The 14591-nt window shown below is 67.3% G+C and carries 12 protein-coding genes and 1 pseudogene; 4 read left to right on the top strand and 9 right to left on the bottom strand.

What is annotated here, in order from left to right; genetic code table 11:
* From GC150_17375 to GC150_17345, 7 genes are all read right to left on the bottom strand, one after another.
* Positions 1-1725 (bottom strand): hypothetical protein (locus GC150_17375; protein ID MBI1386678.1); only part of this gene is annotated, 1725 nt, incomplete at its 3' end.
* A 1458-nt stretch (positions 1726-3183) separates the two neighbouring features.
* Positions 3184-3858 carry a hypothetical protein gene (locus tag GC150_17370; GenBank protein MBI1386677.1) on the bottom strand — a complete coding sequence of 225 codons (675 nt, stop codon included), beginning with the start codon at positions 3856-3858 and terminating at the stop codon, positions 3184-3186.
* A 12-nt stretch (positions 3859-3870) separates the two neighbouring features.
* Positions 3871-4479 (bottom strand): hypothetical protein, encoded by a 609-nt coding sequence (locus tag GC150_17365; protein MBI1386676.1) that lies wholly within the window; start codon positions 4477-4479, stop codon positions 3871-3873.
* 1 nt (position 4480) lies between these two features.
* The gene (locus GC150_17360; protein MBI1386675.1) at positions 4481-5140 is read right to left on the bottom strand and encodes a hypothetical protein; all 660 of its coding nucleotides are present in this window, start codon (positions 5138-5140) and stop codon (positions 4481-4483) included.
* A gap of 107 nt (positions 5141-5247) precedes the next feature.
* Positions 5248-6975 (bottom strand): hypothetical protein, encoded by a 1728-nt coding sequence (locus GC150_17355; protein ID MBI1386674.1) that lies wholly within the window; start codon positions 6973-6975, stop codon positions 5248-5250.
* 81 nt (positions 6976-7056) lie between these two features.
* Complete coding sequence (locus tag GC150_17350; GenBank protein MBI1386673.1) at positions 7057-8697, bottom strand: hypothetical protein; 1641 nt, start codon at positions 8695-8697, stop codon at positions 7057-7059.
* 7 nt (positions 8698-8704) lie between these two features.
* The gene (locus tag GC150_17345) at positions 8705-9388 is read right to left on the bottom strand and encodes a hypothetical protein (protein MBI1386672.1); all 684 of its coding nucleotides are present in this window, start codon (positions 9386-9388) and stop codon (positions 8705-8707) included.
* Between the two features lie 588 nt (positions 9389-9976).
* Here GC150_17345 and GC150_17340 point away from each other — a divergent pair.
* The 3 genes from GC150_17340 to GC150_17330 are packed head-to-tail and all read left to right on the top strand — an operon-like array spanning position 9977 to position 12619.
* Positions 9977-11215, top strand: coding sequence for a response regulator (locus GC150_17340; GenBank protein ID MBI1386671.1), 1239 nt, complete (start codon positions 9977-9979; stop codon positions 11213-11215).
* On the top strand, positions 11157-12011 hold the full coding sequence (locus GC150_17335) for a response regulator (protein ID MBI1386670.1): 855 nt from the start codon (positions 11157-11159) through the stop codon (positions 12009-12011). Before GC150_17340 ends, GC150_17335 begins: the two co-directional genes overlap by 59 nt.
* A gap of 56 nt (positions 12012-12067) precedes the next feature.
* Positions 12068-12619 (top strand): hypothetical protein, encoded by a 552-nt coding sequence (locus GC150_17330; protein ID MBI1386669.1) that lies wholly within the window; start codon positions 12068-12070, stop codon positions 12617-12619.
* Here GC150_17330 and GC150_17325 read toward each other — a convergent pair.
* Positions 12611-13297, bottom strand: coding sequence for a hypothetical protein (locus GC150_17325; protein ID MBI1386668.1), 687 nt, complete (start codon positions 13295-13297; stop codon positions 12611-12613). The two genes, GC150_17330 and GC150_17325, sit on opposite strands and share 9 nt — an antisense overlap.
* On the opposite strand from GC150_17325, the pseudogene GC150_17320 reads away from it, so the two are divergent.
* A pseudogene (locus tag GC150_17320) lies at positions 13283-14421 on the top strand (IS110 family transposase). The gene GC150_17325 and the pseudogene GC150_17320 overlap by 15 nt on opposite strands.
* Positions 14422-14434: 13 nt before the next feature.
* On the opposite strand, the gene GC150_17315 reads toward GC150_17320, so the two are convergent.
* Positions 14435-14591 (bottom strand): transposase (locus GC150_17315; GenBank protein ID MBI1386667.1); only part of this gene is annotated, 157 nt, incomplete at its 5' end.

Here is a 14591-nt window from a genome sequence, read left to right as displayed (position 1 = left end):
GCCGTCCCCGGTCGCCACCGCGATCGTGTCGGTCAGCGTGCCGCCGACGTTCAGCGCCTCCACCGCCGCGATGGTGTCGTCAAGCGTGTAGGTCCAAACACCCGCGGCATCGATCGTCAGCGTGCCGTAGCTGCCGACAGTGGTGGCCGCCGTCCACGCGTCGTCCGGGTTGTCCACGTCCGTGTGGTTCAGGTTGCCCGTCGCCGTCAGCGTGCCTGGCGTGACGTTCGCCGCGCCGCTGCGCTCCGTCACCCCGCCGGTGTCCGCACCCGTCACCACCGCCGCGTCGTTCGCGCCGTTGATGGTGACGGTCACCGCCTGCGTGGTGCCGTCCAAGGACGAGACCGTGAGCGTATCGGTCAATGGCGCGCCGACATTCGCCGCTTGAGCGCCCGCGCCATGCGCATAAGTCCAGTTGCCAGTCTGGGCATCGAAGGTGAAGGTGCCGTAGCTGCCTGACAGCGAGGCACCCGGTACTGTCGCGAAGCCCTGCTCACCGATGTCCGGATCCACGACCGTCAGCGTGCCGGACGCGCTGGTGATGCTGTCCTCCAGCGTCGTCGCGGCGGTGTCGCCCCCGATCGTAGCGGGCGTATTCACGAACACCTGCACGCCGAGGAAGGCATTGCTGTCCAAGGTGCCGGTACCGGCCACCTCGATCGCCACATCGGCCACCGAATCGCCGTCCGTGTCGATCCGCACGATGCGCAACCCTAGCGCGTCTTCCTGTACCGTGCCGTTGTCTACCCATACACGATAGGGGCCCGACGTATTGCCGAAATACAGTATATCAGGCCCGCCGCCGCCCGTGAGCGTCAAGCCGGACAGGTCGATCTTGTCGCCGTTCGTGAAGTCCGTGATCCGGTCGCGGCGACCATTGGCATCCTGCGAGAGGAAGTCCTCCGCCTCCGTGCCGACAGCCGCATCGCCACTGAACCGGAACGTGTCGTTGCCCGCCCCACCGGTCAGCAGGTCGCGACCGAGCCCACCTTCGAGCCGGTCGGCACCCGCGCCGCCCTCCATCACGTCGTCCCCGACCCCGCCCAGGAGCGTGTCTGCGCCGGACCCACCCAAAAGCCTGTCCGCGCCATTCCCCCCCGTCACCCGATCATTGCCGCCCTTCGCGTCGATCCAGGAGAGGTCGTAGAGGCCGAGACTACTGCCGCCCGTCGGCAGCGTTATCACATTCCCGGAGCTGCTCGACATCAGCCGGTGCGTCGTGACCGTCGCGGCCTCGGTCGTCCAACTGCCGTTGTCATCGGTGAAAGTCAGCGTGTAGTCAAAGAGGAACGTATTGAGGGTCGAGCCGACGGTGGTCAGCTCGAACGCCGTATCGAGCGAGGCATTGGTCACCGGCACGAGCGACGCACCGATGACGCCGGACGACGGATTCGCCAAGCGAACATTGGACACGCTGTAGGTGACCGTCGCCCCCGGTGCCAGCGTGGCAAGGTAACTCGCCAGCCCGTCATTCGCGGTCAGGTCCAAGCCGGTGAAGCGGACGACCGTGTCCTCCCGGCTGCCATCGCTGACGAGCGCCATGTCGTTAGAAGGTGTAAAGGCCGAGCTCATTGTTTTTTTCCCGTCGTGATCAATTGCGAAGTAGGCGAAGCGCCTCGTTTCCGGCACGGATCGTGGCCGTTCCAGGAGGCAGGGTTTCCGCGTAGAGAAGGCGAAGCAGGCGCTCATCCAGCGCGCTTGGCTGGAAGGCGAGCGTGACGCCATCGAGCAGACCGTGGCCGTAGCCGAGCATCCCGCCGCGCAGGCCAAGAGACCTCAACATCTCGCGGCAAAGTCGGCGCAAGGTGATTGCTGGCGGGCCATCGGTGGCAACAAGGCTCAGCGTCCGCAGCAGGCTGCCGCCGGGCACCCCGTGGTGAAGCAACGTCAGCGCGCCCTCCGCCGCAATGGCGGGGGCGGCGACCGCCGCATCGAGACGGCGCCTGTCGTTCGCGAAGAACGCAGCCACGGCAGGGCCATGCTCGTCCCACATCATGTCGAGCGACGGGGCGAAGGCGAAGGTGAGGCCATCCTCCCGCGGATGCCGCGGCGCGCGAAACCGCAGGGTCGTCGCGGCCGAGGCCCAGTCGAGCACCCAGCCCAGTTGCGCGCGGACCTCGGCAGGGACCCGCCCGCGCAAATGAACGGCGACGTCCGACCCTGCCGGCCAGCGAACCAGATAGCCGGCTGCATCAGCGGCCGGCAGCGCGGTCGACGCGAAGGCACGCAGGGTCCGCTCGGTGCTTGGCGCGAACGGATCGCCTTCCCCGTCGACATCGGAACTCCCGAGTCCGTCCGCAAGCGCATCGAAGCCATGCCAGCTACGGTGGCGTGCGATCAGCGCCGGCAGGGCGGTGCGCAATTCCGCTTCGGACATGCCGGGCCGCAACGCGGTATCCGAGGCGAGGGCGAGCAGCAGACGGTCGAGCGGCGTCGGTTCAACGGCGACCGCAGGCACCGACAGCACGGAAGGCATTTCCGCAGGCAAAGGATGGCGAAGGCCCATCACGCCAAGCAACGCGCGCGAAAGGCAGGGGACAGCAGCGAGCGGCGGCCCTCCGGGGGCCGCCAACAGCCCGGTCGCGCGTGCCGGCAGTCGCAGGAAAAAGCAGCTACCGCGTTGCTCGAGAGCCGCCCGCAGGGCTGCCGGCGCCTGGAAGAACGCCGCACCTGCGCTGTCCCAGAGCGCACCTGCCAGGTCCAGCGCCGGTCGATCGCTGAACAGCACGCCCAGCGTGGCAGGCTCGACGCCGGGCTCTTGCAGCATGAGCCCCGTCGCAGAACCGAGCCATGCCAGCGAGCCACCCAGCACGAGCCGATGGCCTGCGGACGCTTCGCCGAAGATGATCGGGCGAACCGGGCCAAGCCACGGGTCGAACCGCGCCGCGGTCCGCTCCCCCTCCCCGAGCGTGGCCTGCAGGAACGAGTCAAGCACCTGCTCGTCGTCCAGCCGCCACCTGTGCGCCCGAACGTGCGACTCCTGCGGCTCCTGTGGCTCCGCTAGGAGCGAGAGCCGGGATCTCGGCACGCCGATCTGCGCCAAGGCCGGAACCGTCACGGCGAGTGAGATGAGCGTCCCGGCGACACCGCGCCGGCCGATCGGTGCAACCCGCCTCGCCGCTGAATTACCTCCGCCGCGCCGCCAGCCGGCGAACCTATCGGTGACCCGCTCGCCAGATACCATCATCGCCGAAGGATCAGCTGGACCACGGTATCGGTATCCGGGATCTCGGTTGGCCGAAGGTTCCTGCTCTCCTGGAAGCGCTTGATGGCGGCCCGCGAGGCCGGTCCCCAGCGGCCGTCGGGCTGAGCGGTCAGCAGATTCAATTCACGCAGGCGCGTCTGAACCAGTCGGATCGTCTCGGGCCGGAGCGCGACGCTCGCCTCACCGACGGTGATCGTCACCGGTTGAGCCGCTTGCCGCACACGCAGAGGCTTCACCGCCTCGATTGCCTGGAACACGGCGGCGCCGAAGGTGACCTGCGGATTGGCGCGGCAGATGTTCAACGCCAGCATGGTCAGCAGGCCTGCGGGGCGCTCGAAGGGCAGCAGGTCGAAGGTCTCCCGTTCGATCCGGTTGGCCTGCGACAGGGCGCCGTCGGCCCAAGCGACGAATTGCGGGAGGTCAGGCGCCCGCGCGCCAACCCGCTGCACGACCTGCGCACAGGGGACGGAGCCCGCGCCGCGCAGCGCGAAATTACCCTGGGTGTCGGCCGACCGCGCCGTCTCCGGCACGATGACCAGCAACGCACCAAGGAGCGCACCGGCCAGCCAGGTCGCCCCAGCGCGCGGCGCGTGCAATTCACTGCCGATAAGCTCTTGTCGAGAGGCCTGCTCGGGGGGTTGCGTCAGAGACATGTTGCGGACTGCCTAGGGCGATGGGCGGGCAAGATGCGCGAGCGTCAATGCGTCAGGTAGACCGGACAGCGTCAGGCCCTCGGCTCCCTGGAATGCCAGCAGGGCCGATTCCAGCCTTGCACCGTCCGCGCATCCCACCAGCGACGGAGCCAGGAACCCGCGCGCAGACAGCGCGCCCTGGATCAGCCGCAGCGTGCACTCGCGCAAACGCAGTCTGCGTCCGGCGACCACAAGCGTCACACTCGGCCCGTCCGTTCTCGCACGGAGCGGCGCGAGGATCCGGGCGACCTCGAGAACCACGGCGTGCAGCGGCCAAAGCGGGTTGGCCTCGCTGACATCAAGCACCACCACCGGAAGGGTGTCATCGGCAAGGAAGGGAGAAATGTCGAAGGTGTCGTGCAGGGCCATGTTCAGCCCGGTGAGGGCGCCATCCACACAGGAAAACAGCTGCTGAAGTTCCTCGCCCCCGGCCTCCACCCGTGCCCGGATGTGCGGCCAGCGGAGATAGGCAATATCGCCGTAGGACCGGTAGTCGCAGCCCAGCGGTGGACTTCCATGTGCCGCATGCCGCAGCAGTGGCAGAACATTCGCGCCACTCCCGGCGTTGGGGTTCCGCTGCATGTTATCGGACCGCAAGGCGCTGGAGGGTTTCGGGGTCGGGCAGTTCGGACAAGGGCAGGCGCTGCGCCTCCTGGAACCGCTTCAGCGCTGCGCGCGTGCTTACGGTGAAGCGGCCATCGGGCCGCCCGGCGCGCAGGAAGCCGCGGGTCATCAGGGCCTGCTGCACCTGGCGCAACGTGTCCTCGCGGATGGCGAGGTTGTTGCCGTTCACGCTGATCGCCACCACCGGGCTATCGGACTGGCTGCGGAACGGCCCGAGCGCATTCACGGCCTGCAACACCGCCTGATGGACGAACAGCGTGGGGTTCGCCGCGCAGCGCTGCACGACCAGCGCCTGAACGATCGAAGCGCCCCGATAGGGCGAGATGTCGAAGGTGTTCGGCAGTGACATGTTCACGCCAGTCAGAACGCCATCGACCCAGGCCATGAAGGCGCCGATCTGGGCTGCCCTCGCGGCCGGATTCAGCGCGGGCGTCCCCTGCACCCCCGGCTGGGCCGGCGCGGCCGGCTGAAGCAGGCGCGTGAGGTCGGCGCAGCGCATGACGGCCGGCGTGCCGCGCGCGGCATAGCCACCCTGGGCATCCACCGCGGCAGCGGGCTGCACGACACACAAGGGCAGCGCAACAGCAAGGCCGTGGAACATCCGGCTGGAAAAAATCACCGAGAGATCCTCTATAGATCATCGAAGTGGCGGCGGGGCACCGTGCCCCGCCGCCGTCGCGGATGGCACCGGGCCAAGCGGCCCGGTGCCATCCAGTTCGCCTTGCCTCAGCGGCCGAGGCTGAAGCTCCGCGCGGTGTTGGAGATCGTGTTGGACGACACGTTCCCCATCGCAGAGGCGCGGATGGTGTTGTTCGCCGCGAACACCGAAGCCGTCGGGCCGCTGCCCGAGGTGACGGCCATGGTCGCGGAGGTCACGGTCGAGGTCACGCTGCCGTTGTTGGTCTGCTGCTGGCTGCTCACGAGCTGCGAGGCCGCCTGGCCGGCGGCACCGAAGGCAGGCCCGCCGCTGACCACCATCAGGTTGGTCTGACGGTTGAGCACGCCGGAGGCTTCCACCGTGTTGCCGGTCACCTGAAGCGCGCGGCCGTCGCTGGCCGCGGCGTTCACGTCGATCTCCAGCGTGGCGGTGCCGACCGTGGCGGTCGCCGTCACGTCGGTATTCACCTGGAACCCGACGATCGCCGCCTGGCTGTTGACGAGCGAGGCGGTGTTGGTCAGGCCAAGCACGTTCGTCGCGTCATTGCCGGCGAAGCGCGCCGCCACCGTGTTGCCCTGAATGAACGCTTCCGACGCGTTGTCGAACTGGCCGCCCTTGATGGTGAGGGTCGCGGTCGTCACGTTGGCGTTGAAGACGTTCGTGTCATCGGTCAGGCTCTGCGCCGAACCGACGCCCACGCTGGCGGTGAGCAGCCCGGCCGTGTTGACGATGGCGCGGTTGGTCGCCGTGTTCACGCCGGCATCGGCCAGGATGGTGTTCCCGGCCACACTGGCAGTGCCCGTCACGTCCTGAGCCACCGGGAGGGTGATCGTCATGATCCCGGCCAAGATGTTGGCATCGGCACCGATGCCACTGGCGACCTGTGCGTTGGCCACCCCGTAGTCCGCAACGAAGGAGGCCACGCCGGCGGCCGTCGCAAGCGACGGGTCGAGGCCAATGGCGAGGCCGATCCCGTTGGCGGTGGAGGTGGCGCTGCCGGCCACCAGCTCGTTCTGCGCCGTGTTGACGCCGACGCGCGCGGCCACCGCGTTGTTCTCGACAACGGCATTGCCGGTGAAGGCGGCGGTCAGGGCGCTCAGATCGATCGCCACGCCCGTGGTGGCACCAGCGATCGAGGCCTCGGCGTTGATGGCCGCAGTCTGCGTCGCGGTCTGGACGCTGGCGATTGCGGCCGGGACGGCGAGGTTGCCGCCGGCGGTGCCGGTCGCGGTCAGGGAGTTCACCGCGTCGTTCACCAGCACGTCGGCCACGATCTGATTGGCCGCCGCGATGGCGTCGCCGGTCATGCCGAGCGCCGCCACAGTGAGCGAGATCGGCGCCGACGTGATGTTGGCGGTCACCTGGGCAGTGTCGAGCGCGTTCTGCATGTTCAGCATCGCCACGCCGGCAAAGGTCGACGCCGTGGTGGTGGTCGCGACGATGGCGCCGGTCAGGGCCCCGTCTGCCGGCAGCGGGCTCTGCACGTTCACCGTCTGCGTCGTCTGGTTCAGACGCGCGAGTGCGCTGACCGAGTTGTTGAGCATCGTCTGGCCGACGGTAACCGCCGCCGCGTCGGTCACGTCGACGGTCAGCGTGCCGACCGTCGCGACGGTGGCGTCGACGGTGGTGCCATCAGACAGCTGGCTGTTGGCGGCCGTGTAGGCTTCGAGACCGGCGGCGATGGTGAGCACACCGGTGGCGACGGCGATCGAAGACTGCGCGGCGGCGTTGCCGCCGTAGCCGATGATGGTGGCCGCTGTGCTCGCGAGCAGCAGGCGGCGGAAAGTCACGTTCATGGATTGCCTCATGGTTTGTTGAAGAAGCGGGTGGTTATGGGGAAGCGGCCGGTTCAGGGGTTCGGAACCGGCCGCCCAAATTCAGGATTGATGGGTCGTAAGCCTCCTCTGGTTACTGCTGTTTGACGGCGCGTCATGCGCCGAAACTCCGCCTCGGGCCGGGGATCCCGAGAGCGAAAGTGTTCGTGGCGCCACGACGCAGGCCGTGCCGCGCGCCTGCAGGGCATCGCAAAGCCGGTTGGCGTTTGTCCCGCCAGGCAGCGCCAAGGCGACGATCCATAGCGGCTGACCATTCGCCGAAGCGCCGACCTGCCTGATGTGTGCCTCCTTGTCGCCAAGGAGGTCCGTGTGGCGGGCACGCGCCCGCGACCAAGCCGCACGCGCGTTGTCTTCGCTCGACATGGCCGCCAGCACGATGCCTTGCGTTGAGCCGGATCGGCTCTGTGGCAATACAGGTGCGGACTCCGTGGCAGCAGCCATGGCGGTGCCAGAGTTCTCTTCTACAGCCCCTCGGCTCGGGCGTGGTGTCAGGGGTGGGCTCACCCGGCCATCAGGGGTTACCCGTTGAGGCCGAGTGACCGGTTGCGGTGGCGCGGTGACGGGCCGCTGCGGAGCCACCTGTGGAGCACCAGCCCCCGCCGGGGCAGTCGTCTGCGCCCGGGACGCCGGCGGATGGCCGGCAGAGGGTGCAGGCACATTGGTCGGCGCCGCAACGGAAGCGGGATCCGCGGCAAGACGACCATTGGCAGGGATCAGAGGTTCCTGTTGCACGCGCCGGTTGGTTTCCGCTTCGCCCGCCGGGTCACTGCCAGACCGCTCCGGCCGATCGACAAGCAACGAGGGCAGACAGGGGCGATGGTCGACGCCGCTGACCGCATCCAGAAGCTCCATCGTCGCCAGCTCGAGGACCGCGCGAACCGCGAGTTGCACCGGCTCCAGCGACCGAACGCCGGCATTCGCGTCCACCAGGCGGGAGCCGAAGAAGCGGAAGACGTCGATCCCCACCTCGTAGCCGACGATCTGCTTTTGCAGCGTCACCGCGCGGCTCACGACCAAGTTGGACGTGCTGACGATGCGCAGGTCGACGGCAATGTTGATGGTGAAGGTTCGCGCCCGGCCGCCGATCATGCTGACGCCCAACTCGAAGCCGCCGCTTGAGATCACCTGGTTCAGCTCGGTGATGCCACCGACGATGAAGTAGTCGCTGCGCGCGATGGACCCGCCGAAATACGGGATCCAGGGAACCTCCTGCCGCTGCTGCCCGACCTGCGCGCGGTGGCGACGCCCATCGCCGAGTTGACGACGGTCCATGTAGATCAGCTCGACCTTGGCGATGCGAGGGTCCAAACGCTCATGCACGCGCACAGCGCCACCGAGCTTTCCCAAGGCCGAATACACCATGAGGCCGCCGCCCTGGGTGATCTGGGCACCTTCGGTGTCAGTGACGCGTCCGGTGAAGTCGCGCACCTCCCCCACAGCGATCCCCGGCGTGGGCCGCCCCGAACGCCGAAGAGCCATGCCGTAGCAGGACAGAGCATCGTCCAGGGGCGTACGATTCGGGGTGATGCCGGGCCCCGCGAGAAATGACGCATTGCCACGACCCGGTGACATGACGCCCATGGCGGCCGGGTTGGCGCAGCCGGAAAGCGACAATGCCGCGACAACAGCCGAGAGGCACGGCAGCGGGGAAAGCATGATCGACCGTGGCTCCACCTTTACCATTGCTCTATCAGCGATTCACGGTTGTCGTTCGCGTAGAGCACGCGGTGCTGCCCGTGACGCTCGCCGTCTGAGGACTGTTCAGCGCCGACTGGGAATTGCTCGGCACTTGGCTGATTGATGTTGAGGAGCCACCAACGGTACCGTTTACCCCTCCCGAGGTGCTTCCCGCCACGCTCGCATTCTGCGCGCTGCCGCTGTTGGTTTGCGTGGTACCTACGGTGGACGTACCGCCGTTCAGCGGAGTCGCGGCATCGGTCGACGACGTATTTCCAGATGCAGTGGAACCGACGCTCGGGTTGTTGAGAACGGTTGGGGCTCCAGCGGCGCCCGAGGCGGTTGCGAAGCCGGTATTCGCACTGGCCGACGCGGAGACCTCACAACTGTAGTAGTCGCCCGCAACAAAGGTGCGCGCATCGATGTCATAGTTCGAAACGGGCGGCGCGAAATTGTAATAGCCGCCTTGGTGCCGGCGCAGCAGATCGAGTGCGCCCGCCCGGACTGAACGGTCTGAAGGAGACAGGAATTGCCAGTTCCGATTCTCGCCCTGGCCGAATTGGGCCGCAGCCGCGTTCGGCAAAAGCGATGCAGCCACGACCAGTATCGCTGTTGCGATTAGGCTACGCGGGGTGAGGCCGGTGACGGCGCTACGAATCCAGGCGAACTCCAAGTTGCTCGCGAGCGCGGCGGTCATCGAGCATGATCCGTTGCTATCCGGCATGACCGAGACGATGCCACATGGCCCGAACACCGCCTTGTCGGCATCGTCATCGCCGCGACGAAATGACCAGAGACCGGCATCATGAGCAGTCCGGTTCCGCAGACATCCGTGCGGATCTAGCCGTGGATCATTGCACCCGACGGTAATCATTCCAAACATCAGCCGGCCCAGCAGAGGTGACGCCGGCGTTCTATCGCTGGAGTGCACATCAAGGCTCTGGGAGAAAAAGGGAGTTATGTGATGAAAATCCACCCCAGAAATGGTGAATATGCGGAAAAGTAGGTGAAAAAATAGGTGAGAGGTACGTTAGATCTACAGAAACACCTAATGTCGTCGGCGAAAGGCGGCGGACGCCGATTTAGTGACCGTATTTCACTAACTGTTTAGTACAAAAATGTCAAAATCGTGCTGTTGTGCCGAGCGTGGCGGCGGCTTCATACTGACTCCGTGAGCGATGCGCTAAGTTCTCAATCGCGGCCTTGCTGCACATCCGGCCAGGGTGGCGCCGAGCCCTCGCCTACAGGTCGGGGCAGCCGGAAAGCGCCTGGGAGAGCGCAAGGCGTGATCGCCGGTACGGCGCCCCTCTGCGGCCTGATTCCGGCTTCCCCTCGCCGTGACATCGCCCCACCAGAAGACGATGATCGTTCTTCGTTGATCCTGGTTTTGGACGATGAGCCGATGATCGCGGACGAGTTGTCGGAAGGGCTGTCCCTGCTCGGCTTCCGCGTTCGGACCGCTTACGCCGCCGCCGAGGCGCTTCAGGTCGTCCTGCGCGAGCCCGATATCGATGTCGTGCTGAGCGACGTCTGCCTGGCGGACGGGAACGGCTTCGATCTCGCGACAACCCTGTTTGAGCGCCTGGGCGCGGCGCGGGTGCCCGAGGTGATCCTGATCACCGGGCATGCGCGGGCCGGCGAGGTGACGGCCGTGGCGAAGGCTGCGGTAACCGAGCTGCTCCACAAGCCGTTCCGCCTGGCCGAGGCGCAGGCGGCGGTCTCCGCCGCGCTCGTTGCCGCAGATCAGCGCAGGCGCAGGCCAGCAGGACGGCGTGGCCTCGCCGTCGCCGTCCTGCAGGAGGCGTTGCGGCGGTCGTCGGCGAAGATCCGCGCGCTTTCCGCCCGCCTGGCGGATGCTCCGTGCCTGCCGGGCGATGACCGGCACCTCGCGCAGGCTGTCTGGGCCACGGCGCTCGGCGCCGTCGCCCATGCGGCCATTCTGGTCGCTGGCGTCGAGCAGCGCGCCCGGGCAGTCCCGGCGATGGTCACACTCTGTCGGGCGATACGCCAGCTAGACACGACCGTGGCCCTCTTCGCGCTTCTCCGGCTCGAACACGATGCCGCCGCGCCACAGCAGCCGGGCGACGACCTAGCGAGCGCCTTCGCGGCAGCGCTTCGCGAGGTGACATCCATTGCGCGTCGCCGGCGGGTGCGGCTCCCCGCCATCACGTTCAAGGCGCCTAGCGGCGCGCTGCCGGGAGGCGCGGATCGCGTCATCGCGCATTGCCTGGCAACTCTCATTGCCCGGGTCGGCCGCGGCGAGGGCATCGTGGCGTCCTGCACGGCATCGTCGCAGCCCGAGGAGCGTATCGCGTGGTCACTGACCCTCTGCGCCGAATGCCTCGGCGGCACGGCGCGTGCGGAGCCAGCGGAGGAGGAGCTCGACGGGATGCAGGCGGCGATGTTCCTGGCCGCTGCGCGACGGGGCGCCCAACGGCTGGGCGGGATGCTGATCGCCGAGCCCGATGCCGCTGGGCACGCGCTGCATCTGCAGCTGCCCTCGATGCCGCCAGACCTATTCTGAAAGGTCGCGATCGCTGCGACCAAACCGCACCGCCAGCGGATGTCATCCCACCCTGCTCGAACAGGAGCTAAGCTGCATGACCCCGGCCCGCATACTACTTGTTGACGATGATGTTTCCTACTCGCGGGAGATGCAGGAATATCTCGGCCTTCACGGCTTCGACGTCGAAGTCCTGCATGATCCCATGCAGTTCGCCCTCGCGGTGGATCGCGTGGCGCCGGATTGCGTGCTGCTGGACAAGGTCCTCGGGAGAATGTCCGGCAACGAGCTGCTGCTCCGCCTACGCAGCGCACATGAGACGCCCTGTATCATAGTCACTGGCCATCCCAATCCGACGGAGCGCATCGTCAACCTCGAACTCGGCGCGGATGACGAGGTGGAGAAGAGCGTCTCGCCCCGCGAACTGCTGGCGCGTATTCGCGCCATCATGCGCCGCCAGTCCCGTGGCGCCTTTGAGGTTTCGGCGCCACCTGCCTCGCGACCAGGCGCGGCCGTGGGTTCGTGGAGCCTGTCTCTGACCGGATTGCAGCTGCTGAAGCCCGATGGGACCGTCTGCCACCTGACGACCGCCGAGTTCGACACCCTGCGCGCGCTGAGCGAGTCGAAGGGCAAGCCGCTCAGCCGGGCGGCGCTGTTGGAACGTGTCTTCCGGCGCAGCGCGGCGCCGGACGATCGGGCTGTGGACACCGCGGTTCGTAAGATCCGCAAGAAGATCGTCGACGCGGGCGGGCCAGATGTTATCCGCTCCATTCGCAATATCGGCTACGTCTTCGTCGGATTCGATGACCAGCCGTGAGACGCCGCGCAGCGCCCGAAGCCCGGGCGCGGCCGCACTCCGGCGATGCCTGGATAATGCTCTCGGACGCCGTGCATGAGCTGGCGCAGCCTGCCGCCGCAGCCGCCTTGGCGATGGAGAGCGCGACGCTGCTGCTGGATCGCGGCGCGATCGGGCAAGCCGGCGGCAAGCTGGCAGACGCGACGCGCCATGTCGGATCGCTGCAGGCCAGTCTGAGGGCGCTGAACGCCTGCGCATCGCAGGACGCCGAGCCTTGCGCCGACGTGGAGGCCCTGTTGCGGGAGATCTGGCCCGACGCCAGCATTGCGACGCTGCCGCCGTTGGCGATACCGCGCGACCTGCTCCTGGCCTTTCTGCGGTGCGCCGCGCGGTCCCTCTCCGCCGACGGCAAAGCCGCAGATCTGGAAGTACAGCGCCGGCCCGCTGCAATCGCCCTGCACATTACCGGGCGCGGCACGCCGGGTCCTGCCTTGCGCCTCTGGGCGCGGGCGCTGCGCAGGTGCGGCGCCGCGGTGCGGCTGGGCGGCCGCGAGCGGAATGTGCGGATCGCCTTACGGCTGCCGTTGGCCGCGGTTCGACAACCCAAAATACCCGAAGGATCACTGTGATGACCGCCCGCTAGTGCACTGACTCATACAGCCGGCGCGCCGTAAGCGGAGGTTCCGGGCCATTGTCGCCGCGGCTTGACGCTCAGCTGTTTTCGATGCCGCCCAGTGCCATGGCATGAGCTCGTCGATGCGGCTTTCCATCCAGCCATTCACCAGGCGGGTCAGCACCTCGGTGAAGTAGCGCTGTGGATCGACGCCGTTCAGCTTGGCGAAGTCGCGGACGGCGTTGCGGACCTCGTCGATGGTGTGGAAGATGCGGCCGTGGATGGCCTGCTCCTTCATCGTGCGGAAGAACCTCTCGATGACGCCGTTATCCGGCATGCTGTCCCTGGCGTTCCGATGTCCTTGCTGCTCCTGCCAAGGAGGGGCGCTATGGTGAGACCATCCGGGACATGGGGCGCCGGGAGCACGCAAGTGCGGGCAGGCCGTCGTTGAAACCATGGGCTTCGAGCCCGAGCCGTTATCTGGCCGCCCCTGCGGTTCGCCCGGGTGCGCTGCGAGCGCGGATCCGTAGTTGCCGTGTTGCCCGCCGGCTCCCGAGAGGTGAACTCTGAAGCAGAGGAGGCAATAGTGGTGAGGATTGTCGGACTGGATATCCACCGCGTGTTCGCCGAGGCGGTGATGCTGGACGACGGCAAGGTGGTCCGGCTGGGCCGCATCGGCATGACGCGGGAGCATCTCGAGGCGTTTGCCAGGACGCTGACGCACGACGATCATGTCGTGGTGGAGGCGACCGGCAATGCGGCTGCGGTGGCGGCGATGATCGCGCCGCATGTCGGTCGGGTGGTGATCGCCAACCCACGTCAAGTGCACCTGATCGCGCAAGCCAAGATCAAGACCGACGTGATCGGCGCGACGGTGCTGGCCAAGCTCTACGCCAGCAACTTCCTGCCGGAGGTCTGGGTGCCGGACGCCAACACCGAAGAACTGCGGCGGCAGGTGACGCGGCGCAACCAGATCGTCCGCCAGCGGTACGGCTGCGGACTACCACGCAGTCGGTCCTGCACGCGCACCTCGTGCCGCCGTGCCCACACACCGACCTGTTCGGCGTCCGTGGGCGTGACTGGCTGAAGGCCCAGCACCTGCCGCCCGACGAGCGCGACGCAGTGGAGAGGAACCTGCGTGAGTACGATCGCCTGGGCGAGGATCTTCGGGTCATCGAGCGCGAGCTGGCGCGCCGTGCCATGGACGATGCCAACGTCAAGCGGCTGATGACCATCCCGGGCATCGACATGGTGGCGGCCCTCGGCTTGGTCGCTGCCATCGGTACGATTGACCGCTTCAAAGGTCCTGATCAGCTGGTCTCCTACGTCGGGCTGAACCCGAGCGTCCACCAGTCCGGCGAGGCGCGCCCACGGCACGGGCGCATCACCAAGCAGGGACGCTCGCATGCCAGGACCATGCTGGTGGAGGCCGCCTGGTCGGCGGTACGCGGTCCTGGTCCGCTGCGTGCCTTCTACCAGCGGGTAGCCAGCCGACGCGGCAAGCACATCGCCGCCGTGGTGGTGGCACGCAAGATGGCGGTGATCATCTGGCACATGCTGCACAAAGGCGAGGACTACGCCGCGGTCAGACCCGCCCTGCACGCCAAGAAGCTGCGCAACGTGGAACTCCGCGCCGGACGACCGGCTCGGCGCGGCCAGCGTGGACCTGCCTACGCCTACAACCTGGCCAGGACCAGGCGCGAGGAGATGCACAGGGCCGAGCAAGCCGAGACAGCCTATCGCCGGCAAACCGAAAGCTGGACACGACGAGGCCGAAGCACCAGCCGCGGCTCGTCGGCGCCGAGCACGAGCGGCTAGGTTCTGTGGACACTTACCTGAGCCAGAGTATGGTGGCGGCGAGGGTGACGATGGCGAGGTAGTTCCTTGCTGTCTTCTCGAAGCGTGTTGCGACGCGTCGGAACTGCTTCAGCTTGCTGAAGCAGCACTCGATCAAATGACGCTGGGCGTAGAGGTGCTTGTCGAGCGGG

This window comes from Hyphomicrobiales bacterium (assembly GCA_016125495.1).
Classification (GTDB): Bacteria; Pseudomonadota; Alphaproteobacteria; order Rhizobiales; family RI-29; genus RI-29.
This window is presented reverse-complemented; position numbering and strand designations above follow the sequence as displayed.